Source organism: Roseivirga sp. (assembly GCF_049099775.1).
Taxonomy (GTDB): Bacteria; Bacteroidota; Bacteroidia; order Cytophagales; family Cyclobacteriaceae; genus Roseivirga.
This window is the reverse complement of record NZ_JAGDZM010000004.1, coordinates 156,492-179,700: the sequence shown is the minus strand read 5'-3', so window position 1 is coordinate 179,700 and position 23,209 is coordinate 156,492. Positions and strand designations below refer to the sequence as shown.

Sequence of the window (23,209 nt, the reverse complement as noted above, 5' to 3'; positions counted from 1 at the left end):
GCTAAAACGTTACAGCATCTAATATAATCTGTATTCTTGGATGTGCTTTAGCAAACGTTTGTTATCACTTAATTAGGTAGTCTATCACTTTGTCTACAACTGAGGCTGCTATCCATGTAAGTAATGGAATGATGAGATAAAAAATGAATCTTGATGCTGTTGGGATATTGACGGGGATTTCAAAAACACTTTGAATTATCTTCCGATAGTTGATTAAATCGATAACATTGATGTTATCTAAATTTTTCTTAATCCTAGACCTTTTAAGCGCTTCTCTATCACCCTCAATGGCCGAATCCACGAGTACTAATTCCTTATGCTTTGCCATACTAACTCGTTTTCTTACACCTTTTAGAGGTGTTCTAATGAGAAAGAAAATCGATGGAATGATTATGGCAATTGCTGGATTTTGGATATCGATAATTCGTACACCTTGAACAAAAAGGAGTGAATAGGCCCCGATAAATCCAAGAATACTGGTAATTCCCGATTTAGTTAGTGGCATGAATTTGTCCATGTTCAAAAGGTCGACATCTATTTCTCGTGACATTTTATTCATGACCGTCATATTGCGCATAAATGTAGAAGTGGCATGAGTAATAACTAACCACATTAACATGATTTCTATACCGATGCCTAGCCGTATAAATGTAAATTCTCTAGTTCCATTAACAACCCACTGAAAAACATCGAAATAGGCGTGGGTGAAACCAATGATTAATGCAACTATAGTTTCGACAGTGAGTTTTCGCTGGTTGGCCATCTCATTTTGCCAAAACGACTTTTTTTCAATGTTAAAATTTCCTGCTGAGAGTAATTTAGTGAAGCTATTGACATGGCTATTGTGAATCACTCGAGCCATGAAGATCATATAACCAAAAGTGAAAATAAAGTACATGTTGGTCTCTATAAACATCCATGTCATATCGATTCCATCCAATTCAACCATGAGCCAAACCATGCCTGCACAGCAAGCAGAACATAGAATGCCAATTAAAAATGGATGAACTTTTCCGGAAGTAAGTCGGAGAATTAGGGCAGTATGGGGTTTAGACATGGCCTTGAAAATAACAAATGATTTTGTTACCTCATAAATCACTACGCCAACGGTGAATTACCGAAATAGTTCGATATTGAAATTTACTATGAAATGATCGTAGGATGGCCTTAGACTTGATCCAGATCGCCGGTTGCTAGTAAAAATCAAATACTGGCCATCACTTGTTACAAAAGGACTTAACTCCTGTTGCATTGAATTTATTCCTTGCCCGAGAGAAACGGCTTTTGACCACTTTCCATTATTATTAAATGAAATGTATAAGTCTGACTGACCTAGGGATCCTTCTCTTTCAAAAGAGGAAAATATGATATATTCCTCATTTTCATCGACGAAAAAATCTCCTTCAAAATGTTTGGAATTAATAGAGGAGGGTAGTTGCTTAGCTTTACTTTCTCCATTTTTTAGTACATAAAGATCAGCTTCTCCGTTGGACTCTTTTGTTACATTAAAGTAAATATTGCCGCTTTTACAAAGTATAGGAGCTCCTTCGTGGTAAATGGTTGAGGTAGCTTTTGAGTATAGTTTAGGTTTAGACCAACCGCTTTCTCCAAGAAAAGATTCCCAAATATTAAAGTCCGATCTCTTTCCATCAGGGTGTGGAATTGAAGCTTGAAATATGATATGCGTTCCATCTTTACTTACCCAAGGATGAGAACAATTGAATTCATTATTGAATGGTAACCTTTCTATGACACCTAATTTATTTCCATCGACCGCTCTTTTCACAATAACTGACTTGTCATTCTCTTGAAGCGTATAATAAAATTCAGTCTCGTTTTTAGCATACCAGTTATTCCAGTGTAAGGTGCCATCTGATAACTCATTGGCATACAAAAGATTGGGGACATGTTCTTGATGAACTGCATTTTGTTGAAATGTCTGCCCAAGACAAATCGAATTCATAAATAGGCCTACTAATAGGAATGCAAATAAGCCCGGTGTGTTTGGTTGCATGTAGTGGTGAAACGCAATTGAGGCGCAAAGAATACACCTTTTCGAAAGATATTTTTCATTTCTCCTTAAATGGTATTAGTCGGTTTTAAGCGGTTTTTTGATCTAATTATTCCTGAGATTTCCAACACATTTGATGTTCGATGGCTTTTAATTATTTTCAGGAAATAAAACCTCAATGATGAGAAACGTTTTACTATTTCTAATTCTCTTTTTCCCCACAATTTTTGCAACTGCACAGACTGTAAGTCCAAATGTTCTTTCAATGAAAGAAAGAGCTGCGGTAATTAATAGTTTGCTTGAGGATAAAGTACAAAACTACCTTCCCGAGATTATGAATAGGGAGGAGATAGATATGTGGGTAGTCATTTCTAGAGAATACAATGAAGATCCAATTATCAAAACCCTGTTGCCTGCAGAATGGTTGGCTGCTAGGCGAAGAACCATTTTGGTGTTTTTTAATAAGCCTGATGGTTCTGGCATAGAAACATTAGCCGTGGCTAGATACGACGTAGGTTCGACCTTTAAAAGTGCTTGGGACAAGGAGAAGCAACCAAACCAATGGGAAAGACTTGCTGAGCTTATCGATGAACGGAACCCCAAAAAAATAGGCATTAATAAATCGAAGTATTTTGGAATTACTGATGGCATAGTTGCCACTGACTTAGAAGAATTTAAAGCAGCACTTAGTCAGAAAGATAGATCTAAAATTGTATCAGCAGAAAAATTGGCGATCGGTTGGTTGGAAACTAGAACTGATGCAGAGATGGCTATCTATCCGCACATCACACGAATTTCTCATGATATTATTCAAGAGGCATTTTCTAATAAGGTAATTACACCTGGCGTAACAACTACCGAAGATGTGGTATGGTGGATGCGAGAACGCGTTCGAGAACTAAAGCTGCAAACTTGGTTTCACCCAACAGTAGATGTTCAGCGAGCTGATCCTGAAAACTCAGACCACTTAAGATCTTTCAGTAAACGTCCAGATAAGAATGTGATTTTACCAGGTGATTTACTCCATTGCGATTTTGGAATTACATATTTAAGACTAAATACTGATCAGCAACAGAATGCATATATTCTTAAACCGGGAGAAAAGGAAGTACCAGACTACTTAGTTCAGGCTTTCAAGAAAGGCAATAGGCTACAAGATATTTTTACTGGAAACTTCAAAGAGGGTAGAACTGGTAATGAAGTGCTAAAAATGAGTAGAGCAACAGCGATTAAGGCAGGAATAAAACCTTCTATTTATACACATCCTATAGGTTATCATGGGCATGCTTCAGGTACAACTCTCGGTATGTGGGATTCGCAAGGTGGTGTTCCTGTAACGGGAGATTATCCACTTCATTTAAATACGGCATATTCTATTGAATTAAACGCGTCTGTTTTTATAAAAGAGTGGGATAAAGAGATTAGAATCATGTTAGAAGAAGAAGCATTTTTTGATAAGACAGGTGTTTGGTATATTGATGGTCGTCAAACGGAAATCATGACAATTCCGCGAATACCTGCTAAACAAAAATAAGTTACCTTTTCACCCAAACTCAAGGACACTAGCTACCAGGTTTCAGGTCAGGATTTTGGCCTTTCACTACTATTACATGAAGATCAAAATAACGATTACCTTACTTTTTGTATTGTGCTTAAATAGCATGACAGCGCAGGATATTAGTGTTATAGACCTGAGAGATTGGGATGGGGAGGAGTTTTATAAATTGGATGGTCAGTGGGACTTTTATTGGAATCAACTCATAGAGAAAAGATCAGATTCAAATGTGCCACCTACTCAAATAGAAGTTCCTCACGATTGGTCTAAGATTGAAATTAATGGCGTTGAGTTGCCTGATTTTGGTTATGCCACTTATGCTGTTCGACTAATTTTGCCAAAGGAAAAGCCGCAATCGGGCATGCTTATTACCAATGCGTTTTCTTCATACAATGTTTTTGTAAATGACAGCCTGATTTATGAATCAGGAGTAGTTGCAAAAACTAAAAAAGAATATAGAGGCTACAGAGAACCAAAAGTTGTTTCTCTTAAAGAGTTTAAGTCAGATACTTTAGATGTAATTATCCAAGTATCCAATTACCATCATTCTAATGCAGGACTTTATTATTCTTTAGAAGTTGGTAGTTGGAATAAGCTTATCAAGGAGCTGAGAACAAATCAAGGGCTAAGTCTCTTTTTGGCTGGTGCCTTCTTTATTACTGGATTTATTCTGATCGCTTTTTCCGCTGCATATCGTCATTTGTCCTTGCCAGTGCCGTTTTATGCCCTTTTTTCTCTTAGTATGATGTATCGACTTGTTGGTACAGATTATTATCCACTTCATGCCATGCTCAATACGCTGAACTTTGATCTGGCCATCTGTTTGGAATACCTGAGTGGATATACTGCTTCTTTATTCGGAGGATTATTCATTTTTACGCTCTATCCAAATCAGACCAATAAATGGTTCAAAAGAATTTTTCTGATAGTTACAATCATCAATATTATCATTGTTCTCGTAACGCCTTCGGTGTTTTTTACAAGTATTCTTAGATACTACCTCTTATTCATGATTCTTAGTGGCTGCGTGTTTCTGTACACTGTAATAAGGGCTAAAATAGATCGGGAACCAACGTCGAGTTATCTTATCTCGGCACTCTTAGTTCTTGTATTGTGGGTTTTTATTCAAACGATAGATTTCTTAAATATTTATGGTAACCATTTTGGGTTAAGAGCGCTATTATTGACCATAGCCGTAATACTTGCCAATCTTGCCTTGTTCAAAACATTTGTAATGCGAATGGATATGCTGACTAAATCTCGGGCAGAAATGGAGTATCAAAAGAGTAGACAGACAATGCTTTCACTGATCTCACATGAAATTAAAATGCCTGTTGCTACACTTCAGATGAATATGGAAATGATCAAAAGATCGAGCGAGCAACCTGAAAAGTTTGCAAAAGTAAAGGATAAGATTGTTGACCTATCGCTCAGTTCTGTTGAGTCTATCAAGAGAATGCTTCATGACTTTATCTACTTTATGACGCTTAACCAAAAGGCAAGCGATAAAGTCAATTTTAAAGAATTGTCTGACTTCGTGAATGAGAATTGGAGCTTAGAAGTAATAAGTACACCAGAGTCAAACTTAGGTTTGCGCTACGCTACTGATAAAATGACTTTGAAGTACATTATGAATACACTGATCGGTAATGCAATGAAATTTTCACGGCAAACCGATGCTCCAGTAGAAATTCATTTAAACCAAAAGGGTAGTAATTTGATTATAGAAGTACGCGACTATGGCGTCGGTATTTCTGAAGAACAATTAAAAACATTGGGTACTAATCAATCAAAAGTTGATGAGAATCAAGAAATAACGGGTATGGGCTTTTATCTTGCAAAAGATTTAACAGAGCGTTTAGGACATAAACTATGGATTACGTCTCGAGGAACTGATGGCACTAGTGTTTTTATAAGTTTAAAAAGTATATGATTAAAATTCTGATTGTAGAAGATGATTTCGCGGTGAGAGATACGCTGAAAGATTTCATTGAATTTATGTATGACGACGTAGAAGTTGTGGAAGCTAGTAATGGTAAAACGGCCAATGAATTCATAGATCAGGATAGGTATGACATATTGATTACCGATCAGATGATGCCAGATATTCAAGGTTCGGACCTAATAAACAGAAACATCGATAAGCTTGAAAAGGAAGGAACTTGGGTCTATGTTTACAGTGGCCAAATGGAATCAGAGTTAAAAGAAAAGTTAGCTCCTTTCAAAAATGTAAAGGTCATCGACAAGTTTACCAACCCAATGTTTTTCAAAGAGATAATAGATGCCTACAAAGCTGAGAAAGCTTAAGTCTATTTTTAGTTCATCTTCATAATTATTCTATTTACTTTGAGGGAAGAATCACCCCTCAATGGCCAATAACAAACGAGAGTTTTATAGCTTCTTTTCTAAAAACATTATCAAGGGCTTTATCTACCTAATAGTGCTTATAGTGCTATTGATTCTATTTAAAAGTTATTTCAAAAGCCAATACGAAATCATTGAATATGCTGTTTCTGATAGCTATTATTTAATGTTCTTTATTTTCTTAGTCTCAGAGATTTTTGTAGGAATTCTACCTCCAGAACTATTTATGTTTTGGTCACTTGACGACCCATGGCACTATTACATCACTGCTGTTTCCACTATGACTATGGTTTCCTTATTCGCCGGCTGGCTAAATTACCGCTTAGGAAGAGTTTTAGGAAAAAAGGAGTTCTTTTTGAACTTGTTTCAAAAACGACTCAAACTGAAGAAATATCAACAAAAATATGATCAGTATGGGAGTGGTTTAATCATTGTGGCAGCTTTAACGCCATTGCCATTTGCGCTTATTAGTATGCTAACCGGCACCCTGGCATACCCCCAGAAAAAATATCTACTATTCGCATCCTTCCGCATTATCCGCTTTGTCGTCTACGGGATAATTGTCTGGAATCTTGATGGTGTGATCTAATAATAAATCGACGAACTCGCGTTATATCGGAAACTAGATTACGATACGAGTATGGAAGCGAGGCGTTGGAAAAACATCAAATTGAGTTTATTGTTTTTTGTGGGATTATCAATTGTAGCATGCGATAAAACCGATGAAATTCCAGGCGCACCCATGGTGATTGAAGGAACGTTTCCCGGCGTAGATGAAAGACTTTGGCCATATTTTATTCGCTTTGAAGCTCAAGCCGAATCAAGAGGAATTTCAATTGATTTAGTTGCGGAAGGTATTACCGGAGTTATCGAACCTATAGATGAGGAAAATGTAGCTGGCGTTTGCAATTTCAATGGTAGAAACCCTAATCATGTGATGGTTGATGCTGATTTCTGGCTAAGAGCCCCTGATATCTTCAAAGAATTTATAGTCTTTCACGAATTGGGACATTGTTCTCTTTTACGTGATCATAGGGAAGGCGCTGATGAAGACGGCAGGTGTATATCAATTATGAGAAGTGGCTTAGAAAGCTGTCGAGATAACTACAGCGTGCTTACCCGAACAAGTTATCTAGACGAGCTGTACGACCCTCAGTTTGCTGAAGATATCTTTACTAATAGATAATTAAGACAGTTTAATTACATCTGAATGTCATAGACAGGAGGATGAGGTAAAGGAATTTCTTCCGCACCTTCGTCCATCATTTCTCTCATATCTATTTCTATTCCTCTTGCCATTGTAGTAATAGGAACATCATTTGCAGAACCCTCAAACGGATTTTCTCCAGCCGTACCAATGCGCTGCATGGTGTTAAAAATCCAAGAAACTACTGCCGAAACAGGTACTGCTGCCCAAATGAAATATTCCCCAAAACCCGGATACACTTCCGCTAGATTTTGTCCAATCTTCCAAAATTCAGGAACAATGGCAAAGGGGAGTAGCATGTTGAAAAGATTGACAAAATCATACCCTAGCGTAGCATATTGTCGTGGATATGGGAAGTTCTTAATACGCTCTGATTTACCTTGAAGACTAAAGAATTCTTTGAGAACGTTTTCTAATTCTAAAAAAGAAAACTCCCAAATAAAACCACCATCCTTTAACTCCCTTAAGTGGTTCGATTGCAAGGTTTGAATAGCATTTGCTTTATTCTTTTTAGACATTACATATTCAACCTCACTCTTGTCTAATAGTCTAGAAAGCTCCGTTTCAAGCGGAATATTAAGTTCAGGTAAATCAAGCATTTCATGCCATTTCCTATTCGATTTTGCCCCTTTGAATGTTTCCCAAGGCTTGTTTTGCCTAAGTGCATATCGTAAAGCGCTCATCCAAGCAATTTGTCTATGGACTAATACCTTTTTTTCCTTAGCTAATGACTCTTGGCTCCTCGGTTCTACTGCATGTTGATTATTGACCATATCTTTTATCATCATGGTCCATGTTCTAGAAGTATTCACAATACCACCCCAAATTTTTCGAGCCTCCCAAAGTCGATCATAAGCAGCATTATTCTGAAAACTGATTAAGAAGGCAACGGCAGTACCAACCAGTGCTATCGGAGTCCAAGGCAATTGGAGCCACTTTAAGCCAACTACCTCATAGAGTATAGTGACTATAGTGGCCATAATTACGAAAAAGATGCTTTCTCGTAAAGTCCAAACGGCCATGTCTTTCTTTGAGTATTTCTTTTTTATATACATCTGCTATGGATTGTAGCTTAAATATAATCAGCTGAAGAGATTTTGTATATTAACTCATAGAAAACTGACTCATGAAAAGAAGAGATTTTGTACAAACAGGTTTGCTAGGTTCAGGTGCTTTAATGCTGGGAATTGAAAATGTTTTTAGTGGAGTAAAACAAGCACAAAGTTTCAACCTGAATTATGCACCCCATTTCGGTATGTTCCGAAAGTTGGCCCCAGGAGGAATACTCAATGAAATTGATTTTATGGCTTCCCAAGGATTCAAATCACTGGAGGATAATGACATGAAGCAAAGGCCGATAGACATTCAAGAAGAAATAGCGGAAAAGATGCAATCTCATGGAATGACAATGGGCGTATTTGTAGCGCATACTATTTTTTGGCAAGAGCCAAACCTCGCCAGTGGAAAAAAGGATTGGCAAGATCAATTCTTAAAAGAAATAGAAGAATCTATTGAGGTAGCAAGGCGCGTCAATGCTAAGTGGATGACTGTTGTACCCGGGCATCTTGATTTACGTAAAGATATGGGCTACCAAACGGCTAACGTAGTGGATAGTTTGAGAAAAGCTTGTGCACTGCTAGAACCTCATGGGTTAGTTATGGTTTTAGAGCCATTAAACCCAAGAGACCATCCAGGTTTATTCCTTTCGAAAGCAGCACAAGCCTATGAAATATGTAAGGCAGTGAATAGTCCATCCTGCAAAATTCTGTTCGACATTTATCACCAACAAATTACTGAAGGAAACTTAATTCCTAACATTGAAAACTGCTGGGACGAAATTGCATACTTTCAAATAGGAGATAATCCAGGCCGTAAAGAACCAACTTCAGGTGAAATCAATTACCAGAACGTGTTTAAATACATCCACAAGAAGGGTTTTAAAGGAGTGCTCGGAATGGAGCATGGCAATTCACAAAGTGGCAAAAAAGGAGAGCAAGCGGTAATAGAGGCTTATATTCAATCAGATCAATTCTAAAGATATCAATTACATAAATTAGAACATTCTACCCGACATTCTGTTATGGTTCTAAAATGGAACTATGACAATCGCGCTTTATTTGTTTCTAGCAATTTTCTCAACACCAGAAGAAATGGTTTTCGACTTTGGAAAAGGTAAAAGTGGGGAAAACTGGGCTGTCGTAAATGACGGTGTAATGGGTGGTCTTTCTAATGGAAAAGCTGTGCTTACTGATGATAGTATGGTTTTTTCTGGAACAGTTTCACTAGAAAATAACGGTGGCTTCACTTCTCTTAGAGCACCTTATGCTCGCTATGATTTATCAGTTTATGATCAGGTAGAGATAAAGTACAAAAGCAGTGGTTTAGATTGTGCGCTCAATGTCTACCAATATCAACGATTTTGGAGGCCCAACTTTAAAATGCCAATTGCTTCTTCGAATGATGAATGGAAAACGATTAGCATTAATATTAATGAGCTTAAGGAATATAGAATGGGTAGAGTCACAGGCCGAACAATGTCCGAGGGAGCCGCAAAAAACACTATTCGATTAGGCTTTATTACTGATTCAAAAAAGGAAGGTTCCTTTAAGTTAGAAGTTGCCTATATCAAATTTTCTACTATTTCGGAGAAGTCTTAAGCTGTTGATTATTAGACAAATACTAGTTTAGGCCTAACTTTAATTTTAAATAATTAATACTGCGCGTTCGAGCTAAAGCATTCGATCCACCATCAATACCTGAACTGCTATTATCAAAGCCATGATTTGCACCTTCATATCTGTGGATGGTCGCGGTTCCTCCACCATTATTTCCTACAGTTTCTAGCATACAATTAGTGTTTGGCGTTAGGCTATCTTCTGAAGGTACATGAATCATAAAATCAGTATACGTTTGAAAAATACTGGTGCCACTACAAGGATTTCCGTAATAACTATTGTGAAAAGAACCGGGGTAATACATGATGCCGGCTCGAAAGCCGCCATCCGCTGGTAGTGAAGCAGGAACTCTAATTTCGTTTGTATACAGGGTGCCGCTATAAGATTGTGACCATTCCCAATTTACTGGAACGACTGACGTATCAAATAAAGTGCTCTGGACAGCCGTTGCGCCATGTGAAAAACCAACAATAGCTACGTTATCAGGCGTAACAATCGCTGTACCGTCTTCACGGACAAGGTTTTTCAAAACTTCGAGCGTTTTATAAGCATCGTAATTTCTTATAAAGGATGCGCTTATTTCAAACTGAAGCGGTGGATTTTTCCAATCGCCAGCATTCTCAACAGTTCCTCGTCTGTAATAACTTCCAGGAAAAGCAGATACAATGCCCTCATTATCTAGCATCGATTTCCACTGTTCGTTTTGACTAGATAGTTCCCATTCTTCAATCGTGTCGTCAATTCCATCATTATTCGTGTCCGAGTCATCCCAGTTTCCACCAGACCCATGCATCATAACCGTTCCGGCCAAGTTTGTCGCTGCTGATGGTATTGAAATAAATATTGGAATAGATACATTATCTACGGAAGTGGCAAATAAGACGGTGTCTCGAGTAGTTGCAGGGATTACAAATTTGCCTGTAAGATCTATTACAGGTTGTCCTTCATCATCGCTTTTACAAGCATTTAAAAATAGAATCATTGCCAAGGCAAGAAAAAATCGATTCATGATAAGAATTGGTTGGTGTTTCAAATCTAGTAAAATTCGAATTTAGAATGTTTTAAAATTAAAAAACAGAAGGTTCAGATAACTCTAATAGGCACTATTAAAGATTATGTTCCATTGATATAAATGTTCAAGATTCAATGGAAAGAAGATTTAGTTTTGGGGCATGAAGGTTTGGGTATGTCTGTTAATATTTAGTATTGGTCATTTGGCCATTGCTCAGAATATTGAGATTAAGAAAATAGATCAGAAGGTTATTATCGATGGAAAAGTTGATGATATCTGGTCTTTTGCAGATTCTGCTTTCAATTTTCAGCAGTACTTTCCAATGGATACCTCATTGGCGTATGCCCAATCAGTGGCAAAAGTTTTATATGATGACCAGTTTATCTATGTATTGGGTGTTATGCAAAACCCTGATGGAGATAGAGGATACATTACCCCTTCTTTGAGAAGAGATTTTTTCGGCGATGCTAATGATTCTTTTTCGATTTTAATAGACGCATTTCAGGACAATACAAATGCATTCATTTTCGGAATCAATCCATTTGGGGTTAGGAGAGAAGGACTTATAGCCAATGGCGGAAGTGGACAAGGTGCTTTTAGTCTTGATTGGGACAATAAATGGCGAGGAGAAGCACGTCAAGAAAATGGATATTGGGTAGCTGAAATGGCTATTCCTTTAAAAACACTTCGTTTCTCTGAGGGGCAATCCACTTGGAATGTCAACTTCTACCGAGTGGACAGTGAGTACGCCGAAAGGTCGACTTGGTCTCCGATTTCTAGGAATTTCTCGATCGTTAACCTTGCTACACTACGTGAAATGGAGTGGGATAGACCTACTAAAAAACCAGGTTCCAATATCTCGTTTATTCCCTACATCGCTTCAGGGGTGAGTAAAGATTTTCAAACCGATGAGCCTTCTGAAACAAATTTTGATGTAGGGTTTGACTTAAAATACGCTGTTACGCCAGGCCTTAATTTAGACTTAACCGTCAATCCGGATTTCTCTCAAGTAGAAGTAGATCGACAGGTGACAAATCTCGATCGATTTGAAATTTTCTTTCCTGAGCGTAGACAGTTTTTTCTGGAAAATGCTGACCTCTTTGCCAATTATGGTAATCGAGGTTCAAGGCCCTTTTTCTCAAGGAGAATAGGAGTAGCGAGAGATGAAAATACTGGTCAGAATCTTCAGAACCCAATACCAGTTGGTACAAGACTAAGTGGTAAAATCAATAATAATCTTCGGCTAGGCTTTCTTTCCATGCAAGCGGGCAGAGAGGATGCTGCGAACTTACCGTCTTACAATTACTCGGTATTATCGCTTCAGCAAAAGGTTTTTGCTAGATCGAATGTTTCGTTTCTATTTGTCAATAAGCAGACCTTTGAAAGTGAGTCTAATTATGACACCAATTTGTATGCTCGCTGGAATAGAACGGTGGGTGTTGATTATAACTTAGCTTCTGCAGACAACCGATGGACTGGTAAAGCATTTTATCACAAATCGATTGAAGAAGAGCAACCAGACCAATCATTTTCTACCGGGTTCGAAATTAGTTACGGCGTTCCAAAATGGTCTTGGAACATGACAGCACAGTCTGTCGGCGAGAATTATAACCCTGAGGTGGGTTTTGTAAGGCGAAGGGATATCAGGCAATTGACCAACACGGTGCGTTATTCTTTCTTTCCAAAGTCTGGTGGAATTCAACGCCATGGACCTGGCTTTGATTTCGATATGGTAGGTAATAAGGAATTTGGCTTTCTTGACTGGGACATGAATATCTTGTACGACATTAATTGGAGGAGTTCTGCGCGATTTAGTACTAGAATTAGAAGACAATATACTTTTCTGTTCAATGGTTTTGATCCTAGTGGTTCGGGAGGGCTTGCTTTACCAAGTGGTACAGGATATCATAATAATTTGATTATTGCCAGTTATAATTCCGACCAGCGAAAATTGATCAACTTTCGTGTAAGTACAAGATCAGGAGAGTACTTCAATGGTACTCGAATTAACTTGGAAGGGAGTTTGAATTTCAGGTACCAACCTTTAGGGTTTACAAGTATCAATTTTGCATATAATCGAATTAGACTTCCTGATCCATATAATGACGCTAACCTTTTCTTAATTGGTCCTAGATTTGATTTTACATTTACGAAGAAGCTTTTCTGGACGACTTTTGTTCAATACAATACGCAGATTGACAACTTGAATATTAACTCAAGGCTTCAATGGCGGTTTGCGCCTGTGTCTGATTTCTTCCTTGTGTATACCGATAACTATCTTGCTACGAACGACGAGGGCTTTATCAACTTAGGCCCATCAAAATCTAGAGCCTTAGTGTTTAAACTTACTTATTGGTTGAATTTCTAAGTTAGTTGGTTCCTGACATGGTTTCATCAATGATATAGTCTACTACTTTATTGAAGTCGTTAGATTCTTCATAGACTTTCAATTGACGGTCGGCACCAGTGCCTTTTTCGAGAATTTCATAAGTTCTTTCTACTTCTTCACGCGAACCCAGCTCATCCACAACATCTTCTATAAAGTCTAAAAGTTCATGGATAAGAATTCTCGTATTAATCTCACTTTCTTTACCAAAATCAATCAATTTTCCATCAATTCCGTATCTACTCGCTCGCCATTTGTTTTCGTTTACCAAACCACGTTTATAAGTAGCAAAGTTCAGGTTTTGTGTTCTCAGTTTATATAACTTGTAGGAGAGCGCCTGAATAAGGGCCGCGATGGTAATCGTTTCATCGATTGTCAATGGAATGTCACATATCCTCACTTCTAATGTGGGAAAGAAAGGGTGCACGCGTATATCCCACCATATCTTCTTCGCATTATCAATGCATCTTGTTTTGATCAATAAATTGACATAGTCCTCATACTCAGAGATACTTTCGAATAATGGTGGTATGCCCGTTCTCGGAAACTTATCGAAGATCTTCGACCTAAATGATTTGAATCCAGTGTTTCTGCCTTCCCAAAATGGTGAATTCGTGGATAGGGCATATATGTGCGGCAAGAAATACCTAATCTGATTGACAATATGCAGTGCCATTGATTTATCTTCGATACCTACATGTACATGTAAGCCGAAAATTAAGTTGGAGCGCGCGGTATCTTGAAGTTCATTGATAATGGCATGATATCTCGGGTTGGGCGTGATGAGCTGCTTCTTCCACTCAGAAAATGGGTGTGTTCCTGCGGCGCCTATTCTAAACCCCAAGTCTTTCGCGATTTCACACATAGTTTTCCTGAGGTAGGTGACTTGATCTCGTGCGTCTTTTATGTCAGTGCAGATATTAGTGCCAACTTCTACCACTGCCTGATGCATTTCTGCCTTTACCTGGTCTTCCATATGTCGATGTGCGGCTTCGACAATTTTTTGTTCGTGAGACACCAGTTCACGCGTCTCAGGGTCAATGACCATGTATTCTTCTTCTATACCTAGGGTAAAGTCCATAGTGATTAATTGAGTTAAATGATAAACTAAGATAAAAAGGTTTATCAGGAATCAAATGAATCCACTAAAGGTGCTTTTGAATTATACTATTTGGTGGGCTTTGTATAACCAGTGCAGTGCCGATCGATCACGTTTTGGTGAATGTCCTTAATCGTTACGAGTAAGCCTGTTTCTTCCACATCGCCAAATTCAGGGTTATGGGCTGTGCCGAATGTCATCATTGAAGATGATAGATTCATGTAAATATTAATCAACGGTGGAATCCATTCTCCTCGATCTTTTAGCAGGCGCTGTAAAATTCTAAACGCTTCTTCAAATGGCATGTCGGCTGGGAAATTCTCTTTAAAGAGCTTGTCAGAATAGCCGGAAAACAATTCTTCTTTTGGCTGAGATAAATCATGCTTGTCAGGAAAATAATTGGCTAAGAAAGCAAGTAGAATATCTCTGGCTTCCTGATTGTAATTGGTGTACATCGTCACCTTGCCAAAGAAATAATACATCTCATCAGCATAGTAAACAATCAAAGCACCAAGACCATCCCAAATATTGGCAAGGGCAAATAGTCCTTTTCTAGGGTTAACAGATGGCTGATAACTAGGTTGCACCCAAGACCTCCCAAGTTCGATAGCATAAGGGAGATAATCCTTCTTCATCTGGTCTGAGAAATTGAAATAGTGCGCAGTAGAAAGCTCAAATTTATCTGTTTCAGGATTGTAGGCTCTATCACCCGTAATGAAACGGTAGCCACCAATGATTTCTTGGTCTTCAGGGCTCCAAACAATTAGCTGTTCGTAGCACCTTTCTTTAGTATCGTAATCATCGATATCTATTTCTTCACCAGTACCACCTCCAGCACCACGAAAAGATTCTTCTCTTAACCTACCGATCTCGCGCATGGTATTCGGCGAGTTGTGGTAGTTGACAATGTAAATTTCATTGCCCCCTTTATTGGTATTCCTAATAAAACGTTCTGCATTGAGTTCTTCCTCAATCAATGCTCTTTCTATAGGGGGAACAATAGCTTTCAAATTGGTTTCTTTTATTATTTGCTTTAAGTCTATTTTCTAAGCTTGTATACTTCTTCTTTCGTCCATTGTGCCCATTCCATATCCGATTTTGTACTATCGAAAGTCACTGCTGGAATTGGTTTTCCAATGGTAATTTTCATGCGTGTGTTTTGCTGTTTGTAAAATTCATCCGCTAAATAAAACATCTCAATATTGAGCTTAATGCCCAAAGCCTTGCGAAAATTAGCAAGTCTGTAGAATCTATTAGTCAGCTTACCTTCAATATACACCGGAACTATTGGTTTTTGGTATTTTTTCGCTTTAGTGACAAACGTTTTTTTCCAAACTAAGTCTTTAATTACCCCTTTTTCTCTTCTGCTGACTAATCCTGCTGGAAAAATGAAAGTAGCGAAGTCAGAACGAAATTGCTCGTCGACTTTATGCAAAGAAGCCGCCGCATTCTTACCCACTTTATTAACCCCAATAAAGCTATCTTTTAAGTTTCTAACGCTCAATAATAAGTCGTTTACGATAAACTTTATATCTGGTCTGATTTCTTTTAAAGAAGTGATAATGGCAAGGGCATCAAAGCCACCTAGCGGGTGGTTACTGGCAAAGATGATGCCTTCTGGAGGCCTAGGCACATTCTCTATTCCCGAGATATCAAGCTTTACATTGAATTTTTCCATTACGGCTTTACAAAACTCATAAGAATTTGCCTCCTTATGATTAGCCATAAATTCATTGATGTCATCTTGATGGACTATCCGTTCAATATATCTAATGATAAAGCCAGGAAGCCACTTGAGAAGCGTTGGGTTCTTTCCACCAATTAGCTTTCTAACATTAACGAATTTTTCCATGGGGACGCTCTAAATCAATTCGCAATTATAAGCTCATTTCTTAGAGAAATCAACCGTTAGTAAGAAACTATTACAGAAATAATTTTCCATGCAGGCTTTAACTATTCTAAGAACATCCGGCGAAAAACAAACCATTTGGATAGCTATTTAGGCCAACACTTGGATTATTTGTATATACTAAAATAGTATTAAGAAATTGTAATAAAGAATGAACAAGTCAATACTTTTTAAATTGACAATAAATATATATAATTGACAAATATCTATTATGTCTGTGTTATAATTAGACGATTGTATGAATACTTAATTCGAGAACAAGATGCGTAAATTTTAAAAGAAAATATACTGCATGTGATTGAGCCATTTTTTTGATTCCTGTTTTGCGTATTAATCATTAAACGAATAGCATACGGTTGCACTATGTAATAATCGATACTAACAAACATCATTTTTTTTAAAATTTTTTGAGATGAAAATAAAACTTACATTAATCGCCCTTCTCATTGCTTCCACAAGTATCGCCCAATCATATGTCAATAAAGCTGGTGACACGATGACTGGTGGCCTAGTTATTACTAATAATGGAACCACAACTTATGCTGGTTTTGGTGTAACGTTTAGCAGAAACACATCATATCTAAAGCCTGATAGTCACTTAAGTAGAAATCTTTATTTGGGTGGTTATAGCCAAGGAACTACTGATTGGGTGAATGTAAATATCAATGCCAGCAACCTCTATTGGAATGGTTCGAGGCTTTTGACCGAAGGAAATGCGGCCACTGAATATTTACAACTAAGTGGGGGCAGTATGACAAACCTTATTCGTCAATATTCAGCAAATGCTTTTTTAATCAGACCCTTAAATAGTCATTTTTTTTCAACCGTCGTTAGCGGCAATAAATACATGATCCTTCCTTCGACTTCTATTAATACTGAAAATTTTGATGTAACCAAAGCCCTTGAATTCCACCCAAATGGAAACTTGTTCGTAAATGGTAATCTCGAATCAAAAAAAGTAAAAGTCACTTCTACACCAGGTTCCTTTCCAGATTATGTATTTAAGTCTAGTTATAAGCTCAGAAGCCTATTTGAGCTGGAAAAATACATCCAAGCCAACGGCCATTTACCCAATATCCCCAAAGCGCAAGAAGTTGAAGCTAATGGCCAAGATTTAGGCGATATCCAGAAAAAATTATTGGAGAAGATTGAGGAGCTGACGCTTTATGTGATTGAACAAAATAAAAAGGTTCAAAAGTTAGAAGAGACTGTGAAGCTACAGACCGAGAAGATTCAAAAACTAGAAGGTGGTAAACGAAAATAAGATCATGCCAATAACCAAAGCTATACTTAAATGAAAATTAGATTACTGATTTTGACCTGTTTCATGGTTGTTTTTTCATCAGTTAAAGCTCAAAATGAAGCTTATACAAACGTTGATAACAACTTCTCTGTCGGGCAAACGATAAGCGGCTTTCTCGATATGAATGGTAATATCAATGCAATTTCCAATGGAGCGACAGTTGTATTGAATGGGCTAGGTGTAACGTTTAATCGAAGCACATCCTATCTACGTCCCGATGGTAATCTCAATAGAAATCTCTATATCGGTGGTTATGGATCTGGACATAATGATTGGATTAATGTTCGCATACGGGCTGCCAGTTTATATTGGAATGATAAAAGGGTAATTACAGAAGCCGGTGGTGTCTTTAATGGTGACGTGACGATGACTGGAAACTTTTATCAAACAGGTCAAGCCAGGTTGTCTACTGGGGCTAACTACTTGAGGGTAACAGCAGATAACGATGCACCAATCCGAGTTCGATCCAACGATGCTTGGTCGGGAATTGGCTTCGAAGACTCAAGTGCTGAAAGCTATATTTACTATCGAGGATCAACGGATCAGTTCGAAATTCAATCAGAAACCAAAATTCTTGGTCACGCCATTGTAGATGGAAATGTCGAATCCAAAAAAGTAAAAGTCACTTCTACACCAGGTTCCTTTCCAGATTACGTTTTCAAACCCAATTATCAGCTTCGAAGCCTTTCGGAATTAGAAAAATACATTCAAACCAATGGTCATTTACCAAATATCCCCAAAGCTGCTGATGTTGAAGTCAATGGCCAAGATTTAGGTGATATCCAGCAAAAATTATTGGAGAAGATTGAGGAGCTGACGCTTTATGTGATTGAATTGAAAAAACAAGTAGACATACTTAAAAAGAAAACTCTGAAAAAAACTAAAAAGTAATGAAATATAAACTCACACTTATAGGATTGTTAATTAGTACTCTTACGTTTAGTCAAACCTATTTTGAGAAAGGAAGTCCTGTTGGAGCTTATGATTTTTCCTCTCCTTCTCTTTTTCAATTTAAAAAAATCGGTAAATCCTCTGGACATACTGATGCCCCTCCTGGCTCATATTCTTATGGTTATGTTTTGGAGATGTTCAACAGTACCAACTATGGACTACAGATGTATGTTCCAGAGAATAAAGGGACTATGTACTTCAGAACTGGATGGAATGACTTAGGTACTTGGAGAGAAGTGCTAACGACAGATAGCTATTCATCCGTACTTGACAGCCGATATGGCAAACTAAGTGCCGAAAATGTATTTCTTACAAGTCAGAGAGTTCAAAAAAATGCCAACAGCGATCCAAGTAGCTATCATTTAGAATTGTATTCGGAAAATACCTCGGACCCATCAGCCTATATTGGACTTAGGTTTCATCAAGGTGGTTTGTATTATGGGCAGCTAAGGATGAATAGTGATGGATTCCATTTCACTCAAGGTGCTAGCTTTGCCTATAAGAAAGTTAATACTGGAGAATTAGTGGTAAATGGGGAGGGTTATATTTCAAACAAACTCACTGTTAATAACGATATCGAATCCAAAAAAGTAAAAGTCACTGCGACTCCTGGTTCATTTCCGGATTATGTATTCAAGTCTGATTACCAACTCAGAAGTCTATCTGAGTTAGAAAAATATATTCAAACTAACGGCCATTTACCAAATATCCCCAAAGCTGCTGATGTTGAAGCCAATGGGCAAGATTTGGGAGAGATTCAACAGAAGTTGTTAGAGAAAATTGAGGAATTGGTACTCTATACCATTGGGCAGCAGAAACAAATATCAAAACAACAAAAACAAATCGACTATCTCGAAAAACAGCTAAAAGGAATCTTGAAGGAGAAGTTATAGAAACCATTGATAATGTAAAAGGGCATTCTTCAATCAATTAAAATAGACAGTTGCTGAAAAATGGATATAGTCAAAACCCATTATTATTGATCTAAAGTGCACTTACTATATAGATACTTAGTTTACATGCTAATCTATTTTTATTTTAAACATAAAATTAGAACACCCTTATTGACAATTATTTATTTGTAAATAACTATATTAATAATCACCGAAACCTAAAGCAGATCGACTGCAAAAACTAGCATTAGATCAACTCAAGCTTATCAAGAATAAAATAATGTCACAACTTAGAAAATAAGAATATTCACCCTAAGAACTGAGCAACACACATATGAAACAGATTTTTACACCTTTATTTATTGTGCTACTATCAACAGGGCTTATTGCACAAACCGATATACCGCAAATTGTTCCACCTAGCCCTAATGCGGCTAAACTGGTTCAATACGATATTACTCCAACTAGCCCATATACCGGCAAACAAAACCTAAGTATTCCGCTTTATACAGTTCAGTTTGACGGAAAACAGTTTCCAATTTCTTTAAACTATGCCAGTGGAGGTGTAAAAGCGTCGGAGGAGGCCAGCTATATTGGTTTAGGTTGGGGCTTATCAATGGGAGGGACTATTTCTCGAACTGTAAAGTCTTTGAATGATATTCAAGGTGCTGGTTGGCTATTTGATGAACAATTGCTCCCAGAGACCTATAACCCTACGATACCACCTCAAGGAGAGATAGATGATACGCCTACAACACAACACCCATTTTGGCTCTATATATCTCCCGGTGGACAAAAAGATACAGAACCCGATATTTTTAATTACAACTTCATGGGGTATAATGGTTCTTTTGTATTACCTAAAGGCCATGGAGACGGTGAATCAGTTAACTCATCAGGTGCATCAGTTGGTTTATCAACTTCTGTAGATGACAGAGTCGTAAAACTAGAGGAAGACCCTACCTTCATTAAGTTTTACAATGATGATAAATACTTTACAATTACCACGCCTGATGGTTTTATTGGAGAATTTAAAGTAAAAGAATGGGTCACCTCCCTAGGAGGTAATGCCAATGGTTCAATTAATGGATGTACTGCAAGTCAAATTGATATTTTACAAATAATGAACACCAATAAAAGAGCTATTACCACATGGTATTTGAGTAAGGTGATTTCACCAAACGGTCGTGAGTTGAATTTTGAATATGATGTTAAGTCCAATGGTTTTAGTGACTACATCTCTCAATCTGCTCATGTCTTTGGGGAGAAGCGTTCTGTTGATGGTGCTTGGCAAACTGTAACCGATGACATTCAAAGCTGTTCCTATACTATTGTAGAACATGTTTATCCTAAGAGAATTCATAGCGAATACAATGGTTTAGACATCAATTTTAGTAAGACTTCAAGAGCTGACTTATCAGCCCTGACCAGTTACCATCAGAATTTCGCTCAAAAAAGAGGAGAAGTCAATGGAAGTAACCAACCTACTTTCTCCATCCTTTCTCCACAGCGGCTCACAGGGCTCACTGTAAGCAGCTCAAGTACACTTTCAAGTTTAAATCATACGATAAGCTTTTCGCAGAATTATTTTAATAATAGTGCTGGAAATTCTTATCAAATGAAGAGACTAAGGCTAGACGGAGTAACTATTGATGACCAGGTGTATTCATTTGACTATGAAAATGGATCAAGCGGATTACCGGATAAATCCACTTTAGGGGTAGATTATTGGGGGTTTTACAATGGAAAAGATAATAACACCTCTTTAGTACCTGTAAGCACTGGCTACACGACAGTTACCAACTTCTATGGGCCGACTATTAATACCTACTTACCAAACGATTTGTTCTACTATCAGACAGATGAACGTAAGGCAAACTTTAATTATGGAAAGGCTGGATTATTAAAAAGAGTCAACTATCCAACAGGTGGATTCACTATTTATGAGTACGAAGGCCATGAGTATCGTCTTGAAGGTCGAGAAGTAATTCCCGTAGTGGGAACTAAACAAATTTCAATTGAAGGACCAAAGAACTCGGTACAAACTGTTAGCAGCAGTAACACAGCATATAACGGTTTTGTAATTAACGGTGGTAGTTGTAATTCGTCGATCACCGTAAGCTATAGAATAGCTTGCGCCAACTTTTTCCTTGGTCCCCCAGATGGAATCTGCGAATTACCATTTAGCTCCAATCAATGGGGTACTGCGGCGGTAGAGGTAGTTGACGCAAGTACAAATACAGTAGTTTTTGTAAAACAGTTCAGTGAATTAGGTAATGCAATCGATAGTACCACCCCTCAATATTCTGTTACCGGGATCGCTTCTTTGAATGTTGGCCCTGGGAACTACTTTGTAAGAGCCAGAACGGTATCCCACAATGGAACTTACTCATACGGTCGAATAACAATTTCGTACCCTAAATCTTGTGAAACTGGCGCCGCATCTACCGTCATTCAAAGCGATAATGACCAAGCTGCTGGAGGTGCTAGAATAAAGTCTATAACCAATTATGATGGTACAAATTCTATAGTTGCTAAACGAAGGTATGATTACAAAGATTATAGTGCAGGAACACAGTTTTCCACTGGACGCCTAATGAATCCTTTAATGAACTTTTCTATTTCTAGAGGAAGTGGAAATTATGAGATTATGAATTTCCATGCATTTATGTCTGGTTCTGTTTTATCCGATGGCGGGGCCGCACAAGGCAGCCATATTGGCTATACTTGGGTAAGAGAATATTTCGAGGGGTCTGGCACTGGGAATAATGGCTTCAGAGATTATCACTACATCAACACTCCTAATGTTCCTGGTTATTATGGTTTATCAGCCAAAGCGACCTATGGTCACTCCAACGGCCAGACTGAAGATGTTTCAAATTACAATAGTGGATCAACTAAACTGGACAAAACGGATTACAATAATATTGTTGAGGATCTTTCAAATGGTATAAAGGCGGTTAAAGTAGACTGGTTAGGCAGCAACCCCGGTATTATGGAAGTCTACACGTTAGAAAGGCATTTTGTAGCACCAAAAGAGATTATAACGGAGACCTATCTAACAGGTGGTACTTTGTCGCAAACAGTCAATAGAACCTATAACGATGACTATCTACTCAAATCAGAAACAAATACAAATAGCAATGGAAATACAGTATTAAAGGAATATAAATATGCCTCTGACATGTCTGGCCCAACAGGTATTATTTCAGAGATGGTTAGCGGTAATTTTATTGGTACCCCGATAGAACAAACCACGAAAGTAAATGGAGTGGTAGAAAGTGCTTCAGGTATTCTCTATCAACAAGTTGGCAATAACTATTTACCGGATAAGGTTCATGTATTCAATAGTGATGCTGGCAGTTTTTCTACGACTACTACAGGTTTGTCTTTTGGTGGCGGTTACGAACAGCGTCTCGAATACAAATTGTACGATGGCTATGGAAACATTCGTGAGTTTATCAATCCGGCGGGTGTTTCTACTACAGTGCTTTGGGGTTATGGAAGTGTATATCCTGTTGCACAGATTGAGAACGCTACTTATGCCGAAGTTGATCCATTAATCTCTCAATCAACTTTGGATTCACCAAGTAGTCAGTTAAATATTAGCAATGCTTTAGATGCTTTGAGAAACAATGCAGCGATGAAAAACGCTCTTATCACTACGATGACCTATGATGTAGGCGTGGGCATTCTTTCCCAGACGAGTCCTAATGGTATCAAAATGTTCTATGAATATGATACTTACGGCCGACTGAAACGCATAAAGGATCAGGAGGGTAACATTGTCAAGCTGGTTGAATATGCCTACAAGCAGATCATTCCTAACACACAGCAAAACTAG

19 protein-coding genes are annotated in these 23,209 nt (G+C 37.8%); 12 read left to right on the top strand and 7 right to left on the bottom strand.

Going from position 1 to position 23,209, the window contains the following annotated elements; translation table 11 throughout:
* Window positions 1-64: 64 nt before the first annotated feature.
* Both JXQ92_RS05300 and JXQ92_RS05295 read right to left on the bottom strand, forming a co-directional pair.
* Window positions 65-1,057, bottom strand: coding sequence for a hypothetical protein (locus JXQ92_RS05300; protein ID WP_421985552.1), 993 nt, complete (start codon window positions 1,055-1,057; stop codon window positions 65-67).
* A 57-nt stretch (window positions 1,058-1,114) separates the two neighbouring features.
* Window positions 1,115-1,963 (bottom strand): hypothetical protein, encoded by an 849-nt coding sequence (locus JXQ92_RS05295; RefSeq protein ID WP_421985551.1) that lies wholly within the window; start codon window positions 1,961-1,963, stop codon window positions 1,115-1,117.
* Window positions 1,964-2,192: 229 nt separating this feature from the next.
* On the opposite strand from JXQ92_RS05295, the gene JXQ92_RS05290 reads away from it, so the two are divergent.
* The 5 genes from JXQ92_RS05290 (at window position 2,193) to JXQ92_RS05270 (ending at window position 7,116) form a co-directional block, all read left to right on the top strand.
* Window positions 2,193-3,545 (top strand): M24 family metallopeptidase, encoded by a 1,353-nt coding sequence (locus tag JXQ92_RS05290; protein WP_421985550.1) that lies wholly within the window; start codon window positions 2,193-2,195, stop codon window positions 3,543-3,545.
* Between the two features lie 76 nt (window positions 3,546-3,621).
* Entirely contained in the window at window positions 3,622-5,499 is a 1,878-nt protein-coding gene (locus JXQ92_RS05285) for a sensor histidine kinase (RefSeq protein ID WP_421985549.1), read from the top strand.
* Complete coding sequence (locus tag JXQ92_RS05280; RefSeq protein ID WP_421985548.1) at window positions 5,496-5,873, top strand: response regulator; 378 nt, start codon at window positions 5,496-5,498, stop codon at window positions 5,871-5,873. The genes JXQ92_RS05285 and JXQ92_RS05280 overlap by 4 nt, the downstream gene beginning before the upstream one ends.
* A 61-nt stretch (window positions 5,874-5,934) precedes the next feature.
* Window positions 5,935-6,519 carry a VTT domain-containing protein gene (locus JXQ92_RS05275; RefSeq protein WP_421985547.1) on the top strand — a complete coding sequence of 195 codons (585 nt, stop codon included), beginning with the start codon at window positions 5,935-5,937 and terminating at the stop codon, window positions 6,517-6,519.
* A gap of 81 nt (window positions 6,520-6,600) precedes the next feature.
* Window positions 6,601-7,116: a hypothetical protein gene (locus JXQ92_RS05270; protein ID WP_421985546.1), complete on the top strand. Its 516-nt coding sequence runs from the start codon at window positions 6,601-6,603 to the stop codon at window positions 7,114-7,116.
* A 14-nt stretch (window positions 7,117-7,130) separates the two neighbouring features.
* Here JXQ92_RS05270 and JXQ92_RS05265 read toward each other — a convergent pair whose 3' ends face one another.
* A complete protein-coding gene (locus tag JXQ92_RS05265; RefSeq protein ID WP_421985545.1) occupies window positions 7,131-8,192 on the bottom strand; it encodes a bestrophin family protein in 1,062 nt (353 codons plus the stop codon).
* A gap of 71 nt (window positions 8,193-8,263) precedes the next feature.
* Between JXQ92_RS05265 and JXQ92_RS05260 the strand changes: the two genes are divergently transcribed.
* A complete protein-coding gene (locus tag JXQ92_RS05260) occupies window positions 8,264-9,172 on the top strand; it encodes a hydroxypyruvate isomerase family protein (protein WP_421985544.1) in 909 nt (302 codons plus the stop codon).
* Window positions 9,173-9,236: 64 nt separating this feature from the next.
* Window positions 9,237-9,794 (top strand): CIA30 family protein, encoded by a 558-nt coding sequence (locus JXQ92_RS05255; protein ID WP_421985543.1) that lies wholly within the window; start codon window positions 9,237-9,239, stop codon window positions 9,792-9,794.
* A 22-nt stretch (window positions 9,795-9,816) separates the two neighbouring features.
* Here the strand turns inward: JXQ92_RS05255 and JXQ92_RS05250 are convergent, their stop codons facing one another.
* Window positions 9,817-10,821 (bottom strand): dienelactone hydrolase family protein, encoded by a 1,005-nt coding sequence (locus JXQ92_RS05250; RefSeq protein ID WP_421985542.1) that lies wholly within the window; start codon window positions 10,819-10,821, stop codon window positions 9,817-9,819.
* A gap of 163 nt (window positions 10,822-10,984) precedes the next feature.
* On the opposite strand from JXQ92_RS05250, the gene JXQ92_RS05245 reads away from it, so the two are divergent.
* Window positions 10,985-13,192 (top strand): DUF5916 domain-containing protein, encoded by a 2,208-nt coding sequence (locus JXQ92_RS05245; protein WP_421985541.1) that lies wholly within the window; start codon window positions 10,985-10,987, stop codon window positions 13,190-13,192.
* A gap of 1 nt (window position 13,193) precedes the next feature.
* Here JXQ92_RS05245 and JXQ92_RS05240 read toward each other — a convergent pair whose 3' ends face one another.
* The 3 genes from JXQ92_RS05240 to JXQ92_RS05230 all read right to left on the bottom strand — a co-directional run bounded on the left by JXQ92_RS05240 (window position 13,194) and on the right by JXQ92_RS05230 (window position 16,161).
* The gene (locus JXQ92_RS05240) at window positions 13,194-14,291 is read right to left on the bottom strand and encodes a carboxylate-amine ligase (RefSeq protein WP_421985540.1); all 1,098 of its coding nucleotides are present in this window, start codon (window positions 14,289-14,291) and stop codon (window positions 13,194-13,196) included.
* A gap of 86 nt (window positions 14,292-14,377) precedes the next feature.
* Entirely contained in the window at window positions 14,378-15,319 is a 942-nt protein-coding gene (locus tag JXQ92_RS05235; protein ID WP_421985539.1) for a GNAT family N-acetyltransferase, read from the bottom strand.
* A 29-nt stretch (window positions 15,320-15,348) separates the two neighbouring features.
* A complete protein-coding gene (locus JXQ92_RS05230) occupies window positions 15,349-16,161 on the bottom strand; it encodes a 1-acyl-sn-glycerol-3-phosphate acyltransferase (protein WP_421985538.1) in 813 nt (270 codons plus the stop codon).
* A 469-nt stretch (window positions 16,162-16,630) separates the two neighbouring features.
* On the opposite strand from JXQ92_RS05230, the gene JXQ92_RS05225 reads away from it, so the two are divergent.
* The 4 genes from JXQ92_RS05225 (at window position 16,631) to JXQ92_RS05210 (ending at window position 23,209) form a co-directional block, all read left to right on the top strand.
* Window positions 16,631-17,482 carry a hypothetical protein gene (locus JXQ92_RS05225; protein WP_421985537.1) on the top strand — a complete coding sequence of 284 codons (852 nt, stop codon included), beginning with the start codon at window positions 16,631-16,633 and terminating at the stop codon, window positions 17,480-17,482.
* A 30-nt stretch (window positions 17,483-17,512) separates the two neighbouring features.
* Window positions 17,513-18,412, top strand: a complete 900-nt coding sequence (locus JXQ92_RS05220) for a hypothetical protein (protein WP_421985536.1) — start codon at window positions 17,513-17,515, stop codon at window positions 18,410-18,412.
* Window positions 18,412-19,365: a pyocin knob domain-containing protein gene (locus tag JXQ92_RS05215; RefSeq protein ID WP_421985535.1), complete on the top strand. Its 954-nt coding sequence runs from the start codon at window positions 18,412-18,414 to the stop codon at window positions 19,363-19,365. Before JXQ92_RS05220 ends, JXQ92_RS05215 begins: the two co-directional genes overlap by 1 nt.
* Window positions 19,366-19,699: 334 nt before the next feature.
* Window positions 19,700-23,209, top strand: coding sequence for a hypothetical protein (locus tag JXQ92_RS05210; RefSeq protein WP_421985534.1), 3,510 nt, complete (start codon window positions 19,700-19,702; stop codon window positions 23,207-23,209).